Annotated in this window: 20 protein-coding genes and 2 tRNA genes; 16 read left to right on the top strand and 6 right to left on the bottom strand. The window is 54.4% G+C overall.

The features are described 5' to 3' along the window. From nuoL to H7F08_RS07350, 15 genes are all read left to right on the top strand, one after another. Positions 1–1,983: an NADH-quinone oxidoreductase subunit L gene (gene nuoL / locus H7F08_RS07420; RefSeq protein WP_193640238.1), complete on the top strand. Its 1,983-nt coding sequence runs from the start codon at positions 1–3 to the stop codon at positions 1,981–1,983. A 6-nt stretch (positions 1,984–1,989) separates the two neighbouring features. Continuing rightward, positions 1,990–3,471, top strand: a complete 1,482-nt coding sequence (locus tag H7F08_RS07415) for an NADH-quinone oxidoreductase subunit M (RefSeq protein WP_031572483.1) — start codon at positions 1,990–1,992, stop codon at positions 3,469–3,471. Between the two features lie 13 nt (positions 3,472–3,484). Continuing rightward, complete coding sequence (gene nuoN, locus H7F08_RS07410; RefSeq protein WP_031572480.1) at positions 3,485–4,930, top strand: NADH-quinone oxidoreductase subunit NuoN; 1,446 nt, start codon at positions 3,485–3,487, stop codon at positions 4,928–4,930. Next, positions 4,930–5,244 (top strand): DUF2818 family protein, encoded by a 315-nt coding sequence (locus H7F08_RS07405; RefSeq protein ID WP_193640237.1) that lies wholly within the window; start codon positions 4,930–4,932, stop codon positions 5,242–5,244. Before nuoN ends, H7F08_RS07405 begins: the two co-directional genes overlap by 1 nt. Positions 5,245–5,279: 35 nt before the next feature. Further along, positions 5,280–5,354 (top strand) — tRNA-Val (locus H7F08_RS07400). 54 nt (positions 5,355–5,408) lie between these two features. After that, the gene (gene thrS / locus H7F08_RS07395; RefSeq protein ID WP_193640236.1) at positions 5,409–7,343 is read left to right on the top strand and encodes a threonine--tRNA ligase; all 1,935 of its coding nucleotides are present in this window, start codon (positions 5,409–5,411) and stop codon (positions 7,341–7,343) included. 16 nt (positions 7,344–7,359) lie between these two features. Continuing rightward, complete coding sequence (gene infC / locus H7F08_RS07390; RefSeq protein WP_075323539.1) at positions 7,360–7,878, top strand: translation initiation factor IF-3; 519 nt, start codon at positions 7,360–7,362, stop codon at positions 7,876–7,878. 9 nt (positions 7,879–7,887) lie between these two features. Then, complete coding sequence (gene rpmI / locus H7F08_RS07385; protein ID WP_010641739.1) at positions 7,888–8,085, top strand: 50S ribosomal protein L35; 198 nt, start codon at positions 7,888–7,890, stop codon at positions 8,083–8,085. Between the two features lie 18 nt (positions 8,086–8,103). Continuing rightward, on the top strand, positions 8,104–8,463 hold the full coding sequence (gene rplT, locus H7F08_RS07380; RefSeq protein WP_010641740.1) for a 50S ribosomal protein L20: 360 nt from the start codon (positions 8,104–8,106) through the stop codon (positions 8,461–8,463). Positions 8,464–8,483: 20 nt separating this feature from the next. Further along, complete coding sequence (pheS, locus tag H7F08_RS07375; RefSeq protein WP_193640235.1) at positions 8,484–9,506, top strand: phenylalanine--tRNA ligase subunit alpha; 1,023 nt, start codon at positions 8,484–8,486, stop codon at positions 9,504–9,506. A gap of 12 nt (positions 9,507–9,518) precedes the next feature. Beyond that, the gene (gene pheT / locus H7F08_RS07370) at positions 9,519–11,912 is read left to right on the top strand and encodes a phenylalanine--tRNA ligase subunit beta (protein WP_193640234.1); all 2,394 of its coding nucleotides are present in this window, start codon (positions 9,519–9,521) and stop codon (positions 11,910–11,912) included. Between the two features lie 42 nt (positions 11,913–11,954). Beyond that, positions 11,955–12,224 carry an integration host factor subunit alpha gene (locus H7F08_RS07365; protein WP_226831449.1) on the top strand — a complete coding sequence of 90 codons (270 nt, stop codon included), beginning with the start codon at positions 11,955–11,957 and terminating at the stop codon, positions 12,222–12,224. Next, on the top strand, positions 12,199–12,651 hold the full coding sequence (locus H7F08_RS07360; protein ID WP_010641744.1) for a MerR family transcriptional regulator: 453 nt from the start codon (positions 12,199–12,201) through the stop codon (positions 12,649–12,651). Before H7F08_RS07365 ends, H7F08_RS07360 begins: the two co-directional genes overlap by 26 nt. 36 nt (positions 12,652–12,687) lie before the next feature. Continuing rightward, positions 12,688–12,764: transfer RNA gene (locus tag H7F08_RS07355), tRNA-Pro, on the top strand. Positions 12,765–12,960: 196 nt separating this feature from the next. Then, positions 12,961–13,329 carry a DUF2442 domain-containing protein gene (locus H7F08_RS07350; protein ID WP_226831431.1) on the top strand — a complete coding sequence of 123 codons (369 nt, stop codon included), beginning with the start codon at positions 12,961–12,963 and terminating at the stop codon, positions 13,327–13,329. 27 nt (positions 13,330–13,356) lie between these two features. On the opposite strand, the gene H7F08_RS07345 is transcribed toward H7F08_RS07350, so the two are convergent. From H7F08_RS07345 to H7F08_RS15460, 5 genes are all read right to left on the bottom strand, one after another. Continuing rightward, complete coding sequence (locus H7F08_RS07345; RefSeq protein WP_010641842.1) at positions 13,357–13,611, bottom strand: Txe/YoeB family addiction module toxin; 255 nt, start codon at positions 13,609–13,611, stop codon at positions 13,357–13,359. Next, positions 13,608–13,859, bottom strand: coding sequence for a type II toxin-antitoxin system Phd/YefM family antitoxin (locus tag H7F08_RS07340; RefSeq protein WP_010641843.1), 252 nt, complete (start codon positions 13,857–13,859; stop codon positions 13,608–13,610). Before H7F08_RS07340 ends, H7F08_RS07345 begins: the two co-directional genes overlap by 4 nt. A 142-nt stretch (positions 13,860–14,001) precedes the next feature. Then, positions 14,002–16,062, bottom strand: a complete 2,061-nt coding sequence (locus H7F08_RS07335; RefSeq protein ID WP_193640233.1) for a transglycosylase domain-containing protein — start codon at positions 16,060–16,062, stop codon at positions 14,002–14,004. A gap of 7 nt (positions 16,063–16,069) precedes the next feature. Then, on the bottom strand, positions 16,070–19,792 hold the full coding sequence (locus H7F08_RS07330) for an alpha-2-macroglobulin family protein (protein ID WP_226831433.1): 3,723 nt from the start codon (positions 19,790–19,792) through the stop codon (positions 16,070–16,072). 45 nt (positions 19,793–19,837) lie between these two features. Beyond that, positions 19,838–21,559 (bottom strand): tetratricopeptide repeat protein, encoded by a 1,722-nt coding sequence (locus H7F08_RS15460; protein WP_226831435.1) that lies wholly within the window; start codon positions 21,557–21,559, stop codon positions 19,838–19,840. 251 nt (positions 21,560–21,810) lie between these two features. On the opposite strand from H7F08_RS15460, the gene H7F08_RS07325 reads away from it, so the two are divergent. Further along, on the top strand, positions 21,811–22,083 hold the full coding sequence (locus tag H7F08_RS07325) for a hypothetical protein (protein ID WP_010641848.1): 273 nt from the start codon (positions 21,811–21,813) through the stop codon (positions 22,081–22,083). Positions 22,084–22,121: 38 nt separating this feature from the next. Here the strand turns inward: H7F08_RS07325 and H7F08_RS07320 are convergent, their stop codons facing one another. Continuing rightward, positions 22,122–22,277: a DUF4113 domain-containing protein gene (locus H7F08_RS07320; RefSeq protein WP_319803966.1), complete on the bottom strand. Its 156-nt coding sequence runs from the start codon at positions 22,275–22,277 to the stop codon at positions 22,122–22,124. Positions 22,278–22,510 lie beyond the last annotated feature (233 nt).

Genomic DNA, 22,510 nt, shown 5'->3' with positions numbered 1-22,510 from the left:
ATGTGGGTTTTTGACTGGTTGAATACCTTTCCACCTCTCCTTGTGTACCTGATTATTCCGTTGGCACCGCTGGCTGGTTCTCTGGTGGCTGGTTTTGGCGGCTGGAAGCTGCAGGAACAAGCGCACTGGGCGCCCTTAGCGGGGGTCGCGGTCTCTTTTTATCTGGCCCTGGCGGTACTGTTTCAGACCCTGCATGGTGTCGATTTTTACGGCAATATCTATATATGGGCTGTGCTCGGCCATCTGCAAGTCCCCATCGGATTTGATGTGGACAGCCTGACCGCGCTGATGCTGGTGGTGGTTACCTTTGTGTCGCTTTGTGTGCATTTATATACCATAGGCTACATGCATGGTGACCCTGGTTATGCCCGCTTTTTCAGTTATATTTCCCTGTTCACTTTCAGCATGATCATGCTGGTGATGAGCAACAATTTTCTGCAGTTGTTTTTTGGCTGGGAAGCGGTGGGTCTGGTTTCCTATCTGCTCATCGGTTTCTGGTTCCAGCGCGAAAGCGCCAATGTCGCCGCCCTGAAGGCATTTATTGTCAATCGGGTCGGCGATTTCGGTTTTCTGATTGGTATTGCGGCTATTTATCATTACTGCGGCAGTCTTGATTACCGCACGGTATTTGCCATGGTGCCCCATCTGGTCGGCCAGACCGTAGAAATTTTTCCCGGACATCCCTGGAATGTACTGACCTGGATTGCCTTGCTGCTGTTTATTGGTGCCATGGGCAAATCAGCCCAGGTACCGCTGCATGTCTGGCTCCCGGAATCCATGGAAGGTCCAACTCCCATTTCGGCGCTGATTCACGCCGCGACCATGGTCACTGCCGGGATTTTCATGGTGGCCCGGATGTCGCCCATTTATGAACAGTCGGCCACGGCGTTGACCGTCATTTTGTTGATTGGCTCTATTACCGCCTTGTTCATGGGGCTGATCGGCCTGGTGCAAAATGACATCAAGCGCATTATTGCCTACTCGACCCTTTCCCAGTTGGGATACATGACGGCTGCACTGGGGGCTTCGGCCTTTTCAGCGGCTATTTTTCACCTCATGACCCATGCTTTTTTCAAAGCGTTGCTGTTCCTGGCGGCGGGCTCGGTGATTCATGCCATGGCCAATGAGCAGGACATCCGTAAAATGGGCGGCTTGCGCAAGGCCATGCCCATCACTTACATCACCTTTCTGATAGGCGGCCTCGCGCTGTCAGGTATCCCGCCCTTTGCCGGGTTTTTCAGCAAGGATCTGATTATCGAAGCCGTGGGCCTCTCCACCCTGCCGGGAGCTGGCTGGGCCGAGTTCATGCTGGTTGCGGGGGCCTTCGTCACAGCTCTTTATACTTTCCGTATGTTTTTCATGGTGTTCCACGGTACACCCCGCATGGACCCCTACACCCGGGACCATCTGCATGAGTCACCCTGGGTGATTACGGTGCCACTCATTGCCTTGGCTATTCCTGCGGTATATGCCGGTTGGGCGTACATCGGTCCGGTAGGCTTGGGGCATTTTCTCGATTCTTCGCTGGTTATTGCTCCGCAGTTCAACACCATCGGTGAAATTGCCGCGCATTGGCAGGGCGCTGCTGTGTTTCTTTTGCATGGTCTGGAAGCCTGGCCCTTTTGGTTGGCCGTGGCGGGTATTGTCTGTGCTGCCTACTTTTATGCCTGGAATACGGGTTTACCCGAATGGCTCAGCCGCATCCTCAGTCCGGCAGTGTGGCTGCTGGAAAGCAAATACGGTTTTGATGCTTTTAATAATACGGTTCTGGTACGCGGAGTGATTCAGTTTGGACGGTTGTTCTGGCATGTTGGTGACGAAAAACTGATTGACGGCCTGATGGTCAATGGCACCGCTTTCGGCATCGGCAAGTTGGCGTTGTCCTGGCGTAAAGTGCAAACGGGATACATTTATCATTATGCTTTCGCCATGATTATCGGGTTGATTTTATTCATGACATATTTTGTGATCTGGAAGGGGTAAGCACTGATGAACGCTTCGCTCCTCAGCTATTCTATCTGGATACCCATCGTCGGCGGCCTGCTGGTTTTAGCCGTTGGAGATCACCGTGCGGCGCTGGCGCGTTGGTTGGCCCTGATCGTGTCCTTGCTGGCCTTTGCCGTTACCATCCCCCTCTATACGGGTTTTGATACGCACACTGCGGCCATGCAATTCAGTGAGCGGGTTGCGTGGATTCCTTCCCTGAATATTTATTATCACCTCGGTGTGGATGGTATATCCCTGTGGTTTATATTGCTGACCAGCTTTTTGACCGTACTGGTGGTCATCAGCTCCTGGCGTAATGTCCAGACCCGGGTTGCCCAATTCATGGCGGCTTTCCTGATTATGGAAGGCATGATGATCGGCGTGTTCTGCGCCCTTGATGCCATTCTCTTTTATGTATTCTGGGAAGCCATGCTGATTCCGATGTTCCTGATTATCGGCGTTTGGGGTGGACCACGACGGGTGTATGCCACCATCAAGTTTTTTCTATATACCTTCCTGGGTTCCGTGTTGATGCTGGTGGCTTTGTTGTACCTGTATTTTCACAGCGGCAACAGTTTCGACTTGCTGGTTTATCAGCATACCCCCCTGGGAATGACAGCGCAGATTCTCATATTTATTGCTTTTTTTGTGGCGTTTGCGGTAAAAATTCCGATGTGGCCAGTGCATACCTGGTTACCGGATGCCCACGTGGAGGCGCCTACCGCCGGATCGGTGGTACTGGCAGCTATCATGCTGAAGATGGGGGCTTACGGTTTTCTGCGCCTGAGTCTGCCCATTGTTCCGGATGCCAGCCACAAACTCGCCTGGCTGATGATTCTGCTTTCCCTGATCGCCATTATTTATGTGGCGCTGGTGGCTATTGTTCAGGAAGACATGAAAAAACTGGTGGCGTACTCCTCCATTGCCCACATGGGCTTTGTGACGCTGGGCTTTTTTGTGTTTGATAGTGTGGCCATTGAAGGCAGTATTATTCAGATGCTCTCTCACGGCTTTATCAGTGCCGCCATGTTCCTCTGCATCGGCGTGCTCTATGACCGTATGCATACCCGGAATATCAAAGCCTATGGAGGGGTCGCCAACGTCATGCCGATATTTGCGGCGTTGATGATGTTATTCGCCATGGGCAATGTGGGGTTGCCGGGGACTTCCGGTTTTGTGGGTGAGTTCATGGTGGTACTCGGCACGTATCAGGTGAATCCGTGGTACGCGATTCTTGCCGCTACCGGTCTGGTTACCGGAGCCAGCTACACTTTGTGGCTGTTCAAACGCGCTATTTTTGGTGGAATTGTGCACCCCGAGGTGGCAGCCCTGAAAGATCTCGATGCCCGCGAAATGCTGGTGCTTGGGACTCTGGCGGCGTTCACCCTGCTCTTGGGCGTATGGCCCGCACCTTTCCTTGATATCGTACATACCTCGGTACAGCATCTGGTGGCGCAGATAGCTGTTTCGAAAATTCCGGCGTAGAAGGACACTGCCTATGAATGCTTTTCTGCTGCATTGGACTTTTGCGATACCGGAAATCTGGGTGTTGATCATGGCCTGCGTGGTGTTGCTGGCGGATTTGTACCTGGGCGAACGACTGCGGGACGTGGCTCCGGTGCTGACCGTACTGACGCTGCTGGGTGCAGCAGTGCTGACCTTTTTTGAATTGGGACAAAGTGGTACGACTTTCGCCGGTTTGCTGGTGCTGGATCCGTTTACCAATGTGGCCGAATTGTTCAGCTATCTGGCCGTATTGATGGTGGTGCTCTATTCGCGACGCTATCTGATGGATCGTGGCATATACCGGGGCGAAATCTATGTGTTGCTGCTTTTTGCCCTCCTGGGTGTCATGGTGATGGTCTCGGGCGCTAATCTGTTGAGCATCTATCTGGGGCTGGAGCTTTTGGCGCTGAGTCAATATGCGCTGGTTGCCTTCAATCGCGACAGTCTGGTCGCAACCGAAGCCGGGCTGAAATATTTTGTTCTGGGCGCCCTGGCTTCGGGTTTGCTGCTTTACGGTATGTCGCTGCTCTACGGACTGACAGGAACCCTGGAGGTTCGCCATATTGCTGCAGCACTGGTGAATGTTACCAGCAGTAATCTGATTCTGGTATTTGCCCTGGTCTTTATCGTGGCGGGTATTGCTTTCAAGCTCGGCGCAGCCCCCTTTCACATGTGGTTGCCGGATGTCTATCAGGGCGCACCCACGGTGGTAACGACCTTTCTGGCTTCGGCACCTAAAATCGGCGCCTTTGCCCTGATTATTCGCCTGTTGGTAGATGGTGGGTACGGCATGCTGGAATCCTGGCAGCAGATATTTATTGCCCTGACATTGGTGTCTCTGCTGGTAGGCAACCTGATTGCCATTGCCCAACAGAATCTGAAACGGATGCTGGCCTACTCAACCGTAGGGCATGTGGGTTTTCTTTCCCTGGGCATAGTTGCGGGGACAGAAGCTGGCTTTGCCAGCGCATTTTTCTACACCATTGTTTATGTGCTGATGTCTCTGGCCGGTTTCGGGATGATTCTGCTCCTCACCCGGGCGGGTTTTGAGGCGGATCGCATTGATGATTTCAAGGGATTATCGCAGCGCAAACCCTGGTATGCTTTTTTGATGCTCATCATCATGTTTTCCATGGCGGGTGTTCCACCGACGGTGGGCTTTTATGCCAAGCTGGCGGTGTTCCAGGCCGTCATTGCAGCGGGATATGTGTGGTTGGCGGTAATCGGCGTATTGCTGGCAGTAATTGGCGCTTTCTATTATTTGCGGGTCGTTAAAGTCATGTATTTTGATGCCCCTGAACCGGAAGGCGGGCCGATCGTGCGCGATGATCTTGCCAGTGCTACCCTCAGTATCAACAGTCTGGCCTTGCTGGTTCTGGGGATTGTCCCCGGACCGCTGATGGCCTTCTGTTTTTATGCCATGCAGGGAGTGATTTGATGGATATGCATAATTGGGCACTGCTTTATATATTGCTGGCTTTTGTGGCAGCCAATTTGCCCTGGCTGAGCAATCGCCTGTTTTTTATACGCCCGGTTGCGGGAGGCAAGGCTCTGCAGTGGTATCTGCTGGAGTGGTTGGTGATGTACTTCATTGTGGGGCTGATCGGCATGGCTGTTGAAAACAGTCTGGATGGTAGCCTGCATGCCCAGGGGTGGGAATTTTATGTGATTGCCCTGTGCATGTTTGCCGTTTTTGCCATACCGGGTTTCATCTGGCGCTTTAACGTGCTGCCCATGTTGCGTAGATCTTGACCGGAGCCTGCGTAATGGGTACATTTGCGGGCTGCAGGCGCGTAGCTCAGGGGGAGAGCGCTACCTTGACACGGTAGAGGTCGGCGGTTCGAAACCGCCCGTGCCTACCAAATCCCGCACCAGAGGGAGGAATCTCTCTGGTGCTTTTTCTTTGGAGGGGACATATGCCAGACATTCAGTTGCCAGACGGTAGTCATCGACAGTTCCCTGAACCCCTCACCGGGCTGGAACTGGCGCGCACTATCGGCAGCGGACTCGCCAAGGCAGCAGTAGCCATGCGCGTCGATGGTACCCTCAAGGATCTCTCCACGGTGCTGGATGAGAATGTGGCAGTAGCCATTATCACCAAGGACAGTCCCGAAGGTCTGGAAGTAATTCGCCACTCGACCGCGCATTTGCTGGCGCAGGCGGTACAGTCGCTGTTTCCGGATGTTCAGGTGACTATCGGCCCGGTAATTGAAAACGGCTTTTATTATGATTTTGCCAGTGCACGCAGCTTTACGGTGGAAGATCTTGCCACCATTGAAAAGCGGATGCGCGAACTGGTGAAACAGAATCTTGCCGTCCAGCGCGAAGTATTGTCTCGTGATGCCGCCATTGATCTTTTCGAGAGCATGGGTGAAGACTATAAGGTCCAGATTATCCGTGATATTCCGGCCAGTGAAGCATTGAGTTTGTACCGCCAGGGTGATTTCGTAGATCTCTGCCGGGGTCCTCATGTGCCCTTTACCGGATCACTGGGTGCTTTCAAGTTGCAGCGGGTGGCCGGAGCCTACTGGCGTGGAGACTCCCGCAACCCCATGTTGCAGCGTATTTATGGAACGGCCTGGGCGAGCCAGAAAGATCTGGACGCCTATTTGCAGCAGCTGGCTGAAGCTGAAAAGCGCGATCATCGCCGTATTGGCACCGAACTGGATTTGTTCTCCATTCAGGAAGATGCCGGGGGTGGATTGGTTTTCTGGCATCCTATGGGTGCCCGGATCCGGCGGGTCATTGAGGACTTCTGGCGCAGTGCCCACGTGGATGGGGGCTATGAATTACTGTTTACTCCGCATATTGCCCATGAACAGTTGTGGCACATTTCTGGACACAAGGATTTCTACGCGGAATCCATGTTTGATCCCATGCAGGACGAGGGCCAGCCGTATCAGCTTAAGCCCATGAACTGTCCTTTTCATATTCTGATTTATAAAGACAAGTTGCGTTCCTATCGGGATTTGCCCCTGCGTTGGGCGGAACTGGGGACGGTATACCGTCATGAAATGTCTGGAGCACTACATGGTTTGATGCGGGTGCGCGGCTTTACCCAGGATGACGCCCATGTGTTCTGCCGCCCTGATCAGATTGCGGTGGAAATTGGCGAAGTGCTGACGCTGGTTCAGAAAATTCTCGGTACCTTTGGTTTTGACCGCTACGAAATCAACCTTTCCACCCGGCCAGAGCACTCCGTGGGTAGTGATGCCATCTGGGAAACAGCTACCGAGGCTTTGCGGACCGCTTTGGATCGTGCGGGCCTGGAATATCAGGTGGATGAAGGGGGCGGAGCTTTTTACGGCCCGAAAATCGATCTGAAAATTCAGGATGCCATTGGCCGTAAATGGCAGTGCAGCACCATCCAGCTCGATTTCAACTTGCCCGAACGTTTCGGGATGGAGTATGTGGCCGAAGATGGTTCGCGGCAGGTGCCCATTATGGTGCATCGCGCCATATTTGGTTCTGTGGAGCGCTTTTTTGGCGTGCTCATCGAACATTACGAAGGAAAATTCCCATTGTGGCTGTCACCCGTGCAGGTTGCGGTACTTCCGATCAGTGAGCATTTTGTCGAATATGCGGAATCTGTCACGGCAGTATTGAGCAAAATCGGCCTCCGTGTCGAAACGGACTTGAGAAACGAGAAGATAGGTTATAAGATACGCGCCCACACCCTGCGCCGGGTGCCCTATATGCTGGTCGTCGGAGAACGCGAGCAGGAAGCGGGAACCGTGGCGATCAGGGATCGGAACGGTCAGGACTTGGGTTCCCATAGCATTGCTGCGCTGGGCACCGCTCTGCAGAAAATGCATCAGGAGCGGCAGAATACCCTGGAGTGGCAAGGCTAGCGAGGAGGATAAGGCGATCGCGACGGAGAAAGAGGTCAATATCAACCGGGAAATTACCGCAGCGCGGGTCCGGCTGATAGGGGTGGAAGGTGAACAAATGGGTGTGGTTTCCTTTATGGAAGCCTTGTCGGCCGCTGAAGAAGCCGACCTGGATCTGGTGGAAATTGCCCCACAGGCCGAACCACCGGTTTGCAGGATCATGGATTACGGCAAGTTTCGCTTTCAGGAAAGCAAACGTCAGCATGAAGCGAAGCGTCGGCAAAAGCAGACCCAGGTAAAGGAAATCAAATTCCGTCCGCGTACGGATGATGCCGATTACCAGATCAAGCTCCGTAATATCATGCGTTTTATTGATGATGGAGACCGGGCCAAAATCACCCTGCGCTTTCGTGGTCGTGAGATGTCTCACCCGGAACTGGGCATGGAACTGCTCAACCGGGTAGAAAAGGATTTAGCAGAAGTCGGGGTGGTTGAACAACGGCCACGCATGGAAGGACGGCAAATGGTGATGATTGTCGCCCCAAGGAAAAAATAGGAGAGCATCGTGCCAAAAATGAAGAGCAATCGCGGAGCGGCCAAGCGTTTCAAGCGCACCGGATCCGGCAAGTTTAAGCATCGTCAGGCGTTTTTGAACCACATCCTGACCAAAAAAACGACCAAGCGGAAGCGTCATCTGCGCCACACCTTGGTGACTTCGGGAAGCGATCAGGCTGCCTTGCGGCGCATGCTTCCCTACGCTTGATGACAGAGGAATCGTACTATGCCTAGAGTAAAACGTGGCGTAACCGCCCACGCCCGTCATAAAAAAGTCCTGGCGCGCGCCAAGGGCTTCCGTGGTCAACGCAAAAGCAACTTCCGCATCGCCCATCAGGCGGTGATGAAGGCCCTGACTTATGAATACCGCGATCGTCGTACCAAGAAGCGGGACTTCCGCAGCCTCTGGATTGTGCGCATCAATGCCGCAGCACGTTCAGAAGGTTTGAGCTACAGCCGTTTCATGAATGGTTTGCTGCGTGCGGGTATTCAGCTGGACCGCAAGGTCCTTGCGGATATTGCGGTGCGCGACAAGCCGGCGTTTACCCGTCTGGTTGAGGTGGCTAAGGGCCAGCTGGCCGCTTAATTGTGACGGAGGCTGTGGATATGTCGCTATCTTCCATAGCTTCCCTTGCAGAGGCCGCGCGTGATATTGCGGCCGCTGCGGATCTTGCCGCGCTGGAACAAATCCGTCTGCACTGGTTGGGGAAAAAGGGTCTGTTGACCCAGGCCATGCAGCAACTCGGACAATTATCTCCAGAAGCGCGTCGTGAAGCCGGACAATTACTGAATGTGCGCAAGGAGGAAGTGCAGAATCTGCTGCAATCCCGCCGGACCGTACTGGAAGCTGCACGGATTCAAGCCCGCCTGGAGGCTGAGCGGATAGATGTTACTCTACCCGGAAGGCGCGTTGCGTTGGGGAGTAGTCATCCCATCCGTCAGACCCTCGAATGGATAGAGCAATATTTTTCCGGTTTGGGTTTTGAAATTAGTGATGGTCCCGAAATAGAAGACGATTATCATAATTTTGAAGCGCTGAATATTCCCGAAGATCATCCAGCGCGGGCCATGCACGATACATTCTACTTTGACCAGAATCGGGTGTTGCGTACGCATACCTCTCCGGTACAAATCCGCTTTCTCGAAAACCATCAGCCGCCTTTGCGGATGATTGCAACGGGACGCGTATATCGGCGGGATTCTGATATTACCCATACCCCCATGTTCCATCAGGTCGAAGGCCTACTTTTGGATGAAGAAACCAGTTTTGCTGATTTGCGTGGCCTGCTGGAAGATTTTCTTCAGAATTTTTTTGCCAAACCGGATTTGCCGGTGCGCTTTCGTCCTTCCTATTTCCCCTTTACGGAGCCTTCTGCAGAAGTGGATGTAGGCTGTGTCATCTGCGGTGGTTCAGGTTGTCGGGTTTGCAAGCAAACCGGCTGGCTGGAAGTGCTGGGCTGCGGCATGGTGCATCCGGCAGTACTGACTGGTGCCGGAGTAGATGGCGAAATATTCGGCGGCTTTGCTTTTGGCATGGGCATCGAAAGACTGACCATGCTGCGTTATGGGGTCAATGATTTGCGTCTCTTTTTTGAGAACGATCTGCGCTTCCTCAAGCAGTTTTCCTGAGGAGCGAAGGTTATGCGTATCAGTATTCAGTGGCTTCGTGATTGGTTGGATTTTTCCTGGAATACGGAAGAAATCGCCCGTCGCCTGACCATGGGCGGTATTGAAGTAGAAGCGATGGAGCCCGCTGCTCCGCCTTTCCATTCTGTGGTCGTTGCGGCAGTACAAAGCGTGGCAGCGCATCCGGAAGCCGACAAGCTGCGAATCGCTCAGGTAGATGCTGGTGACGGCACCCTGCGGACGATTGTCTGTGGCGCTGCAAATCTGGCTGAAGGGCAGCGGGTACCCCTGGCTTTGCCGGGGGCGGAGTTGCCGGGTAATAAAAAAATAGCCATTTCGGAACTGCGCGGGGCGCGTTCGGAGGGCATGCTTTGTGCGGCTGGTGAGCTGGGTCTGGAGGATGGCAGTAGTGGATTGTTGATTCTGGATGCAGAGGCTCCCGTAGGTGCGGATCTGTGGACCTACCTGCATTTGGATGATGAAATTCTGACTTTGGGTATTACCCCTAATCGCGGTGATGCCTTGTCCATCAAGGGCGTGGCGCGCGATCTGTATGCCCTTGGGGCGCAGCAACTGCATGACCCCCGGGCTGTCACACAAGACCACGAATGGTCTCAGCAGGACTCCACCCAAGAACCCGTGCAGGGTGATTACTCTGTCTCAATAGAGGCTGAAGCCCGAACAGCTTGTCCCAATTATACCGCATTGTGGATTGACGGTGTACCGAGTCGCTTGCCGGATTTTTTGCGCGAGCGTTTGCGCCGGGCCGGCCAGCGCAGCATCCACCCGATGGTGGATTTGCTGAACCTCTGGATGTTTGATACCGGTCAGCCTTTGCACGCTTTTGATGCTGATACGATTCAGGGTGGACTGTGTGTACGCTGGGCCAGGACCGGAGAAGTCCTTGATGCGCTGGATGGCCGCGATCTGAACCTGGAGCCGGATATGCTGGTCATTGCCGACGCGCAGGGACCAGTGGCACTCGCGGGTATTATTGGCGGACGCCGTAGCAGTGTGACCGCGCAAACTCGTTCCATTATTCTGGAAGCGGCGTTTTTTCAACCCAAGGCCATTCAGGGCCGCGCACGTCGACTGGGTTTGCAAACCGATGCCGCCATGCGCTATGAGCGGGGTGTGGATTTTAATCTGGCTCCGCAGGTAGCCAGAGGCGTGCTCGCGCAAATGATGGAACTGGCCACCGTGCAGTTGCGAGCCTCCCATTCATTTACCCTGAAGGGCCAGTTGCCAGCTTCCGCCGAAATTTCATTGCGGCAGAAACGTCTTGAGCGGGTGATGGGAATGCCCTACGCGGCGGCCGTTGTTGAGCAGTTGCTGACGCGTTTGGGTCTGCAGATCCGTCCGGTGCAGGATGGTTGGCAGGCTACTGCCCCCAGCCACCGTTTTGATCTGCGGATTGAGGCAGATCTGATTGAAGAGGTGGGAAGAATTTACGGTTATGACCATCTGCCAGCCCATCGCCCTCGTGGCCTCTTGCAGGCGGTGCCCGATAATCAATCATCATCTCAGCAGTTGCGTCATATTTTGCAGGCCCGCGATTATCACGAAGTCATTACCTACAGTTTTATCAGCCAGGAAGCTCAGGATGATTTCCAGCCGAATGCGGATGCACCCGCCTTGCTGAACCCCTTGTCAGCAGACCTGGCGGTGATGCGTGCCAGCCTCTGGCCGGGTTTGCTGCAGACCTTGCAATTTAATGCGAAGCGTCAGCAGGATCGTATTCGTCTTTTTGAAATGGGGCGGATATTTTCGGCAGATCGGCAGAGCATGATCCTGGCAGGTTGTATCTGGGGCGCCGCAGATCGGGAAAACTGGGCGCAAACGGCCCGGGATGTGGATTTTTTTGATCTTAAAGGGGATGTAGCCGCCATTCTGGCGTTATGGCCACAAACCCATTTTGAGTTCCAGACTTTGTCCACTGAGCATGCGCTGCATCCCGGACAGGCCGCAGAAATTCTGGTTGAAGGCTGCAGAATCGGGATGCTCGGGGCTCTGCATCCGACCCTTGCAGCGCGCTATGACCTGGACAAATCGGCCTTTTTCTTCTATCTAGACATAGAGATGCTGGAACATCTGCAGAAAGGGCGACATTTTACGGCGTTGTCACCCTATCCTGCCTTGCGCCGGGATATGGCGTTGGTCATACCCGATAACATTGAGGCAGGAGCTGTTCTGGCCGCAATGCAGCAAGCTGCCAGTGCGGTGGTGCAGGAAATTCGTATTTTTGATCGCTATCAGGGGGAATCCCTGCCAGCAGGGACCTACAGTTTGGCATTTGCGCTCATTTTGCAGGATCGCGAGCGTACGTTGACTGAGGCTGATGTACAAATGGAATTGGAGCGAATGCTCACAGCAGTGAAGCAAATCGGCTCCATAGAACTCAGGGCATAGGGAGACAAGAAAGTGGCCGTCACGAAAGCAGAAATTGTTGATATGTTGTTTGAAACCATGGGCTTGAACAAGCGTGAAGCCAAAGGCGTTGTGGAAGCCATGTTTGATCATATTCGCGAAAACCTGGCCCAGGGCGAAGAAGTGAAACTCTCCGGCTTTGGTAATTTCACCCTGCGCGATAAAAACCCCCGCCCAGGACGTAATCCCAAAACCGGCGTGGAAATTACCATCACCGCACGGCGGGTGGTGACTTTCCATCCGAGCCAGAAGCTCAAAGCCTACGTCAATGGTAGCGAACCAGATAACGGCTAAGGGTAAAGCTGGCAAAGAGCTCGTCGCGCTACCAGAAATTCCTGAAAAACGGTATTTCTCCATTAGCGAGGCGTCTCTGCTTTGTGGGGTAAAGGCCCATGTACTGCGCTATTGGGAGCAGGAATTCCCGCTACTCAGTCCGCTGAAAAGAAAAGGTAATCGCCGTTATTACCAGCGCCACGACTTACTATTGGCGCGACAGATTCGTGAGCTTCTATATGGAGAAGGTTACACCATCCACGGCGCTCGTGAACGACTTCAGGGGCTGCGCAACGAATCCAGTCACGGACATCCGGTCTCAGCAGCACAACTGGAATTCGAAATGGAGGATAATGCCTCCGGCCTGAACAGGGGCACGGGCAACCGTCTGACCTACCTGCGGACTGAGTTATCCGAATTGATAAAAATATGTGCCGGCAAGCATTGACCCGACGCCAGCGAAGCATTAGAGTAGCGGCTCTTGCGGGGCGTAGCGCAGCCTGGTAGCGCACCTGAATGGGGTTCAGGTGGTCGGAGGTTCAAATCCTCTCGCCCCGACCAATTTTACTATATGAATCATAATGATATATTTTTTATGGGCCATAAGTAATATCTGTGGGTAAACTTTGGGTTTATAATGGGGAAACCAGTAGGGATAACCCGACGGTATTCGTTACAATCCAAGGTTCCTGGTGTTTATCCAGGTAGTGTTTTGTCATCTTTTCGGTTGAGTGGCCCAGCAGTCTCCCGCATCGTATTGGACTGGCGCAAATCGGCCCCTATCCGGATTACAGGAAACGCTTGGGAATTTCTGAGGAAGAAATACAGGGCACAGGGCAAGCGTCATCCGGCTCAGGGGATCATCAGGTCTCTGAAGACTTCACTCGGTGGAAGCAATCAAAGCCTTCGGAAGGCACCACAAAAGCAAGGTATTTTTGTTTCCTGTGTCGAGTTCCCATGGTTTAAACAAGCCACGGTTGAGCAAATCACCACGATTGAGCGGCAGTCCTCTGCTCATCTTTATTGGCCCTTGCTTGATGTTGACCTTGCAGTTGAATCTATCCGCAGTCCAGCTTTGCTCCCATTAGTTGCCAAGCCCAACCCATCATTCCAGCGAACGCGCTAAAGCGCTCCATTGAATTCAGATAACCTCTCAGTAATGGAAACGCAATTGAGCTATTTGAAGTTGGTCGCCTTCAACGCGATACACCATGCGGTGTTCGTCCGTGATCCGGCGTGACCAAAATCCGGAGAAGGCGTGTTTCAGTGGTTCGGGTTTTCCGATGCCGCCGAACGGTTCACGCTGAGTCTCGCGAATCAGTTTATTGATCCGCTCTATCATCTTTCTATCCTGCTTCTGCCAAAACAGGTAGTCTTCCCAAGTCTCATCTGCGAAGACCAGCTTCACATGGACAGTTTCAGTTCAACGCCCTTACCAGCGTTCAATTGCGCTGCCGCCGCAAGAAGACGCTTCGCGTTCGCGGGCGTGCGCAAGAGGTAAGCGGTTTCTTCCAGCGCTTTATAATCTGCAAGCGAGAGCATCACAACCGATTGCTCTCCGTTGCGGGTAATAATCAACGCTTCGTGGTCGTCGCAGACTCGATCCATCGCGCTCGCCAAGTTCGCTCGAACTTTCGTGTAAGTAATAGCATCCACTGTCGGACTCCTGATTTGTACATGTTACTGTACATTCTTGCCAACCCGGATGTCCATCCCCCCGTCAACCGGACGCTGGTTACGCTGAGCGTTAAAAGCTTCCTTAAATTACTTTCTTGATGGAATACTCACCCACATCCGTTCAGTGGACGTTATTACCCCATTCCACATTTGCCGCGCTTATGGGTGGCACTGCGCGTAAGGCGCGTTTGACCAGTTGGCCACTGGCATCGAGAACGCTGAGCTGATAAAAACCGGCCACCGCTGGTGTCCAGTCCACGCTGCGTAACGCCGGGTTGGAGGCAAGTGGGCGACCGTCCAGCAGAAAATGAAAGGGCCGATTTCCGCCAATGATGCGAATGCTGACCGGTTCGCCAACTGTCAGCTGGCTTCCCGGTGCGGGAGAGGCAATTTCTAAAAGCGTACCCATGGGCTGGCGTTGCAAGGTCAGGGAACGGGTCGTCGGATGGATATCAATCGGCTGCCCCGGCAGAATGCTGAAAACCTTGGCGAGGATGGGGATGGCGGCGAGCGCTGTGTCACCGGGCAGGGCGGCGCCATTGGGTTGGCCAATCCAGACTGCTGCGGCGTAGCGGTGATTATATCCAACGGCCCAGTCGTCGCGATTTCCGGCGCTGGTACCGGTTTTCCAGGCAATGCCACCAGGACCACCAAAAGGGAAGGGACGATTGAGGATGGCGGTGACATCTTCCGCTGCATAAGGAGATAACAGACGGCGTGCGCGGCGATGTTGACCGGCAATCAGGTGCAAGCGTTCGACGACACCATTGTTAGCCAGTCCGGTGTATAGTGCCAGTAAGCGGCGCATGGAAATCCCGGCACCACCCAGGGCCAGAGGCAGGGCGGGATCCGCGCCATAGGGGAGCAACAACGGCGTACCGGCAGCCCGCAGATGTGCCGCAAAGCGCAGGGGGCCGTAGGCTTCGATAAGATCTACGGCCGGCACATTCAGGGAGCGTCGTAATGCGGTAGTTGCGGTGACGACCCCCATATAGCGGTCATTATAATCATTAGGTTCATAAGCGCCGAAATTGCTGGGAAAATCAGCTACATTGGTGCTTGGGCGGATGATTCCGGCTGCAAAGCCGAGGCCATATAAAAAAGGCTTGAGGGCGGAGCCCGGAGACCGAATAGCGCGGGTCATATCGACAAAACCATCGCGCTGGACATTACCCCAATCACCACTGTAAATCGCACGGATGCCTTTTGTCTTGAGGCTGACAACCACTATAGCGATGCTCTCCGAGGGGGCCATCTGCTGCAGGGCATGTTGGGCGATGTCGGCCACCGCGCGATCCATGGGCGCATCAATTGTGCTATGCGTCCCGCTGGGTAGTGTCGAGGCTACCTGGGGAGAAAGCAGAGGCATGGGATAGAGCCGTTGCGGCAGCGCTGTTGCCAGAGCGCGCTCCAATGCTGCCTTCGAAATAATGCCCCGGCGTTGGGCTTCGCGCAGAATCTGATTACGGGTGGCAAGAGCCGCGCGAGGGTGGGTCAATGGATTCAGCCGATTGGGATTGCGCACCATCATGACCAGAAAAGCCGCTTGTGCCGGACCCAAGGTGCGTGGAGACTGATTGAACCAGGCATGCGCAGCCGCCTCGATACCCTGAATGTTGCCACCCTCAGGAGCCAGTGACAGCCACATGCCCAGCACCGCAGACTTGGAATAATGTTCATACAGCGAAATGGCCTGCAGGGCCTCCACTATTTTGACGGGCAGGGTGCGCGGTGTCGGATGGAGCATGCGGGTGACCTGCATGGTGAGGGTGGAAGCGCCGGAAACTACGTGCCCCGCCATGATCATCTGTCCAGCAGCACGGATGATGGCCAAGGGATCAATACCGGGGTCCCAGGCGAAATTCTGGTCCTCAATGGCGATCAGCATCTGGATCAGGACCGGACTGACCCGCTTTGCGGGCGTGGCAAAAGCCCATTGCTGTTGGTGATTGAGAAACATACTCAATACGTGGCCGTGGCGGTCGTAAATGATGCGCCCCTCCTGCTTCAGCGTCTGGGTATCGGGCGGCATAAACCAGGCAATGACGGCCACCAGAATGATGCTGAGCAGCAGCCAGTGTCCGACGCGACGCCACCAGGCGTAGCGGCCGCGAGGCCAGAGGCAGCGTCGGCCCCCGCGCAGGATGCTCGAAAATATTTTGTCCGTCTTGCGCCCACTCATGCGGTGTTCATGAGGCAGGCGCTGCTGTCACGCTGACCTTGCGCCCAGCGCTGCGGGCGAAGATGGAAGGGTGAAACATGTCGCTTAGCGTAACGCCGGGCAGAAGATAATGCCCAGGAGTGACGGCGCGCAACAAAATGGCCGTCTTGAAATCGGGTATCCCGTCGCCGTCGAAAGCCTGACTGTCTTTGGGGGCCATTTTGAAGGCGGCTTCGTAGCGGTCATCGGTAGCCGCAGTGGCTTCCGGAGTGCTGAGGTTTTTGAGCCAGGGCAGCCCATGCACCTTGCCCGCCGAGAGGTCGCCTGCCAGTTCCCAGCCCGGTGGCAGACCCATGTTGAGCAGTGCACGATGGGGTAAATTATCGCTGATGCTCCCTTTCAGAACGACGACGAAGACGGTGTTCTGCGGCAGGGAGTCAGGCTGCAGGGGCTTGCCCGAGAGTGAATAAAAAGCCTGGCTGACAGTCATCCCCTGGTCGGCGGCCGGAGGGGGGCTGCTGGTGATGCCGGTCGTGCTGAGGGCTACTGTCAGGGCTTTGCTGCCAAGATTACGGATGTTGATTGCCTGTCTCAGAGGCAGAACAACGGGTCCAGTCTGCTGGATGGTTCGCTGACCCCATTGCACATGCACTGGTTGATTGTTGCCGCCTAGTACGCCATCGGCGTAAAGCGCCCAGGCGAGTTCCTGGGTCGTCAGACTATCGGGTTCCAGCCCCGCGCCGGGCAGATTCTGCCGTAATTTGACCATGGCATCGGGCATCAGTCCGGTCTGGGCAATGATGGTCGGTACTGCCCAGGCATCCCGTAAAGGTGAACCGAAGGCCGCATCCCAGTCTGAGCGTCCCCACCACCAGTCGCCGCCAATGGGCCCCTGACTTTTGATGGCTTTTTGCAAGGCCTGCTCGGCCAAATGGCGTTCGCCAATGGTGTTCAATGCCGAGCCCAGTTGTGCAAGGGCCAAGGGCATGGTGAGTTGATCCATGTGTCTTGCCAGCATACGGATGGCTCCTGCTGGCGCTTTCCCAGCCAGACTCAGGTCGTAGACTGCATAAATGCGATCAAATACCGGGTGGCTTTCCTCTTCCACCTCATTACTCAGCCAGTGCAGGGCCTGGTCGATGGTGGGTTGCGGCACCGTTGCCCCGGCTTTTTGAGCGCGCAGGAGAAATTCTGTGGCAAAAGCCGTGAGCCAGGGCTGGGCGTCACCATTATTGGACCAGAGCCCGAAAGCGCCATCATAACGCTGATCATTGAGGACCTGATTCACGTAATCCTGAAGCTTGGCGGCTTGTTCCGGGGTGATGAGCGGAGGTTTCAGAATGGTCAGCGGTAAACCCTGGCTGGCGGCATTGAGCAGTGAGTGACAACGCCAACCCTGATACAGCGCCTGCACGTAGGCTTTGGGGTTGAAGGGCAGGGTGTTGCCCAATGTTACTGCAGTGGTGCTGGAGCCGGGAATGAAGCCTTGCAGATCCGGATTGAGGAGATGCTGGCTTCCGGCTGCCAGGGTCAGCCTATGATTTTTGGAAACCGGGGGCTGGGTAGAATGCACAACCATATCCCAATGGCGGATGAGTTGGTATCCACCTGGTCCGGTAATACGTAGGGTCAGATGAGAGGTCCCTTCTCCCGTGCCGGTCAGGGTAACCGGCAAGAGATGCATGGCCTGCACTTTCAAAAAGGTTTTGTGCTGACCATTATTCCCGACCTGAATGGGTCCGGTAGCGGTGACTACACTTTGATAGTTGCCTGCGGGCAGCTTCAGGTTCTGCAGCATGAGCGTGGCCTCGGCGCCATCACCGGGGGACAAAAAGCGGGGCAGCAGCAAATTGGCGATGAGCCGGTTGCGGACGATGATGTCGGCATCGCAGGCACCCACCGCATCTCCCTGCCAAGTCACGGCCATGAGATGTAATGCGCCATTGAACTCCGGAACATCAATGGGAAGTTCCGCAAGCCCGGCACTGTTGGCCTGCACCGGACCGGCAAATAGTGCCACCACCTTCTGGGGAATGGGACGCACGGCCGGGCCGAAGTTGGCTCCGGCCCCATTTTGCAGGAGTGCCTCATAGCCGGTAGGTCGCGCCAGTAACGCAGCGTAGTTGTCTGCTACGCTGATATCCAGTCGCCGTTTCCCGAAAAAATGATGCAGCGGATTCGGGTTGGGAAACTGGGTAAGGTTGAGAATCCCCTGATCGACGGCCGCCAGCGTCACGTAGGCACCGGGTCGGGTTTTAACAGGAATCCGGATGATTTGACGGGGGCTATAAACAGGCTGCACATCAAAATGAACAGGGATGGCGCGCTCGCCAGGCTTGAGGCCCAGCCAGGTCAGGCCGATGGCGCGTTCTGGTGCCTCGCTGGCGCTGGCCGGCCGAAACACATCGACCAGCGCATAAGCACCTGCACCCCAGCTTTTTTCCACCGGAATATGCAGGGTGATGCCGCCCTTGGGTAAATTGAAATTTTTCAGAGACAGGATTTTGTCGTTGGCGAGCACCAGCACGGCCGGGCCGCCAAAGGGAGCATCAATATGGATATCTGCCGTGCTGCCTGCCGTATATTCTGCCGTGTTACTGCGTACTGAAACCCGTTGAGGTACACCCGGATTGGCACTGGTCTGCCAGCCGGAGTAAAAAATCGCGGAACTGGCTGCCAGCCCACCGCGCGCCTCAATGACCCGCAGTCGGTAACGACCATAATCCAGCAACGGCAATTGCAGGGTATAGGCATGACCGGCGGGTAAGCTGATATTTTTCTTCAGTACAGGATGGTCAACGTAGCTATATCCCCAACTGGCTACGCCGTGTTGCATGGAAATGTTCCATTGCGAAGACTGTCGGACTACTTCGATTTGTACGGGCATGGCGCTGGGCTTGCCGTCTGGTGCCAAAGCCACAATATGAAACTCCGGTATTTTCCCTGCGGCTACCGTGTCATTTTTAAAGGTATTTTCGATGCCAATAAGGGGATGGTCGGGGGTTACCGGCAAAACGATTTCGCTGCTTACCGGCCGGCCGGAAGGCTCATTGATGGATACCGCGACATGGGCTTTCAGAAAACGCGTGCTATCAGGTAGTTGCTTTAAGTTGATGGATACTTGTGTCTGGCCTTCAGCATCGGTGTCCGGCAGTGTCGGCTCCTGGACCGGGGCGGTAAATATTTCGCCATGTAGTCCGAACTGATAGTTCTGCCATTGCGGATAGGGCGTAGGACCACTGCTCAGGCTGATCCGCGCCGTTCCCGACAAATGCCCACCCGGAGCGCCATAAAGATAACGTGCCTCTACCGGCCACTGCAGGGCTTGTCCGGCTGGAATGGGCTTGGCTGTGCCCAGTTTGACAGCCAGAGTTGGCGGTACAAAGGCAGATACGGTAAAGCTTTCCTGCGCCAGGGCAGGTTCCTTGAGACCTGTCGCCAGACTCACACTCCAGTTGCCATCCTGAGCGGCCAGGGGCAGCTTGACGGGTACGGCAATGGCATCGTCGTCAGACAATTTTGGAACCGTATCCAGAAATACCTGCCCACCGGGCCGCCGCACAATGAGATGCAGAGGCAAATTCAGTGGTTGACCTGCGGCGCTGCGATAAATGGCCGCCACATGGACCGTCTCGCCGGGACGATAAATGCCCCGGTCCAGCCACAGGAATGGACTGACCGGTTTCAGTGCCGGGCGTCCGGAAATGCCGCGCCCGGACAAATTCAGCGGCGAGTTTTCGAGATTGAACAAGGTAAATTCATTATCCGGCCCATAAATGTGCAGGGCAGCCGGGCTTTACCCACCACTGCCCTGGAGAATGGGTTTGGGGAAAAAGGCAATGCCATCGGCGTTGGTCTGGACGGTCTGGAGGATATCATTGTCCTGGGCAATGAGTTTTACGCTGACGCCACTCCAGGGGCTGGCATCCGTATAATGGCGGATCTGCACATATAATCCATTGCGGCCCTGCCAGACGGTAGGTGCCAGATTGGTGCGTAATACCAGTTGTACGCCGTTCAGGCCGCCGTTAGGGTTGGGCGTACCATCTCCCGGGCTGATCTCAATGGCATAGAGCCCGGGTTTCTGCAGGATTTTGGGCAGTGGCAATATACTGTGCATCAAGCGGTTGGCGCTGAAATGCGGAATATCCGCGCTGCCTTGCCAAATCGTCAGGCTGTTCTGGTTGTTCAGGGTGGATTCGCTCTCGTCCTGGTTCAGCAGTGGGTGGTTGGCCACAAAAGCCAGCAGGGCACGTTCTGGTACCCGATTGATTTTCAGTTTAACTCTGGAAATATTGATACTGGAAAAGCCTACGGCGGGGGGCAGTGATGCCGGGATAATGAAGCGCCCGGTATCGGTGATGATGCTGGGAGATCGGTTGGGCAGGGTCAAGGTGACCGTTTGTGCCTTGGCCAGAACAGCGCCGGCAATGGCGGGCAGACCCGCACGGATATGCATCTGGGTACTGCTGCCAGCGGGCAGGCCGCTGATGCAGATGCCGCCATTTTCGCGAACCACGGCGACATGCGCCTGGGCAGGCGAAAAAGTCACCCAGTTGCTGGCATGAAAATCCGGAGCTTCGGACAGTGGGGCTGTAAACTGGACGCAAGTACGGGTGGGGAACTGGTTGGTATCGGGTGTGATTTTCTGAACCTTGAAACCGTAGTGCATTACGGTTTTTTTCAGATCGACAGCCACTTGGGCATTGCCGGGATAAGCGCGATACATGGCCTCGAGCAGATGAATTTCACCGAGATGATCGTCCTCTGCAGCCAGTGCTTTCTGCAGAATCTGCAAAGTCGGAAGCAGGAGGGTGACATCCGGTTTCTGGCTGTAGATATTACGATCATAAGCCAGATAGGCAGCATATTTAGTCTCTTTTGCAGAGCTCCGATCCCGCTTTTGCAAGGCATCGGCCATATGCCACCAGATTTGTGGATCGGTATTGTCTCCGAGGGCAATGCGTTTTTGGTAGTCGGTGACGGCTGAAGACCAGTCTCCTGCCGAGTAGGCCTGATCTGCCTTGCTGAGCGCGTCGCTGCGCTCTTGTTGTTTCCAGCTTTCATATTGCTTTTGCAGGGTTGCAGCCTGAGCCGTATTTCCGGATTGCAGGGCATTAAGAATGGCTTTTTCCTTATCCTGACATTTTTTGCGGAAACTCTGGCCCGGCGCCGAAGACTCCAGCGTGCTGGCATAGTTTTCGGCGTCATTTCCCAGCCCGGGCAGAGTCCGGGATAAGTTGACGACCGGGATGGTAGTAGTGCTTGGCGTGGAGATGGTGGAGGCGGCAGAAAGCGTATTATTAGCGTTGGTTACTTCAGAGTGATTTGGAGCTTGGGGTGGGGATGTTTTGCCGGCATGATCTGCGGATTGGGATGATTGGCTGTTATGGGTCTTGGCCGAATGGGTTGTTGCGTCTTGTCGGGTACTGAAAGCCCAGGCCGCAAAAGCGATGAGTACCAGCAGTAATGTGATGACTATCCATAGGAGCCGGGAACTGATTTTATGCTGAGTCATATATTCTCTCTATGGAATCTGCCGGATAGATTGTCAAAATGTGTAAGAATTTGCCAGAAAAAATCAACCGCTCCCGATAATTGTGAATAATAATTTAAACGTGTTCAGGGGACAACGTGGAAATGAGTGGCAATTTCAGCAAAACTAATACGTGATATACTGTTTGCAGTAGATTTTCGTTTCGGCCTATTTGATTGCTGCGATGTCGTTGTTTTATTTATTACTGTTCCCGTTAAATAATAGGAGTGTTCATGTTTGCCCTTAAAGTTTTATTCGCCGATGAAAATGCCGCCAGGGAAGCCATTTCCAGTATTCGCGAGGCCGGGATGGAAAAGCATGCGGATCATCCTGATTACTATGCAGCGCTGCAAAAACTGCTGCAGCAGCCTTTACGGTGCAGCCCCGCTGTTTTTGCCGAGAAGGATGTCATCTCCTGTGAATTTTATGGTTTTGACGAGAAAGAATCGGCGATGGTGGAAGCGGCTTTTCTGGATGTAGGGGCGCTGGAAGTGGTTGTCGAATAGTCGGGTAACGGCTGGCGGGTTCCCGATTCATTGGGCAATCAACCCGCCCGTACCACGGGAATGTCTGACCACGCGTTCAGATAACGGGGGGAGCGGTTTCCGGCACGCATGGCCCAAGCTCTTTCGGCCCGCAGCCCGGCTACCCCGAATCCTGGAGCCGCTTTACCATAACGCTTTTGTAGCAGCGTTAGCACATCAGCCAAGGCTTTTTTCTGTGCATCGTCGGGTGTAATTGCATCCTAAAGTTTCACCGTTTTTCCGCGAGGAAAATCGGCATGGTTAACAAAAATGTCGGTCATTAAATATTATTATTTATCTATGAATTATACTTATTTTGGCGCTATTTTGTTACCCTATTTTTCTTGTTTTATTTATTGTGAATCAGCCAGATAACGATGAATAGAACCGCCTTCCGTGATATAATGAG

This window comes from Acidithiobacillus sp. HP-11, from assembly GCF_015100075.1.
Lineage (GTDB): Bacteria > Pseudomonadota > Gammaproteobacteria > Acidithiobacillales > Acidithiobacillaceae > Acidithiobacillus > Acidithiobacillus thiooxidans.
Note: the sequence above shows the minus strand (reverse complement) of the source record. Positions and strands in the feature narration are given on the sequence as shown.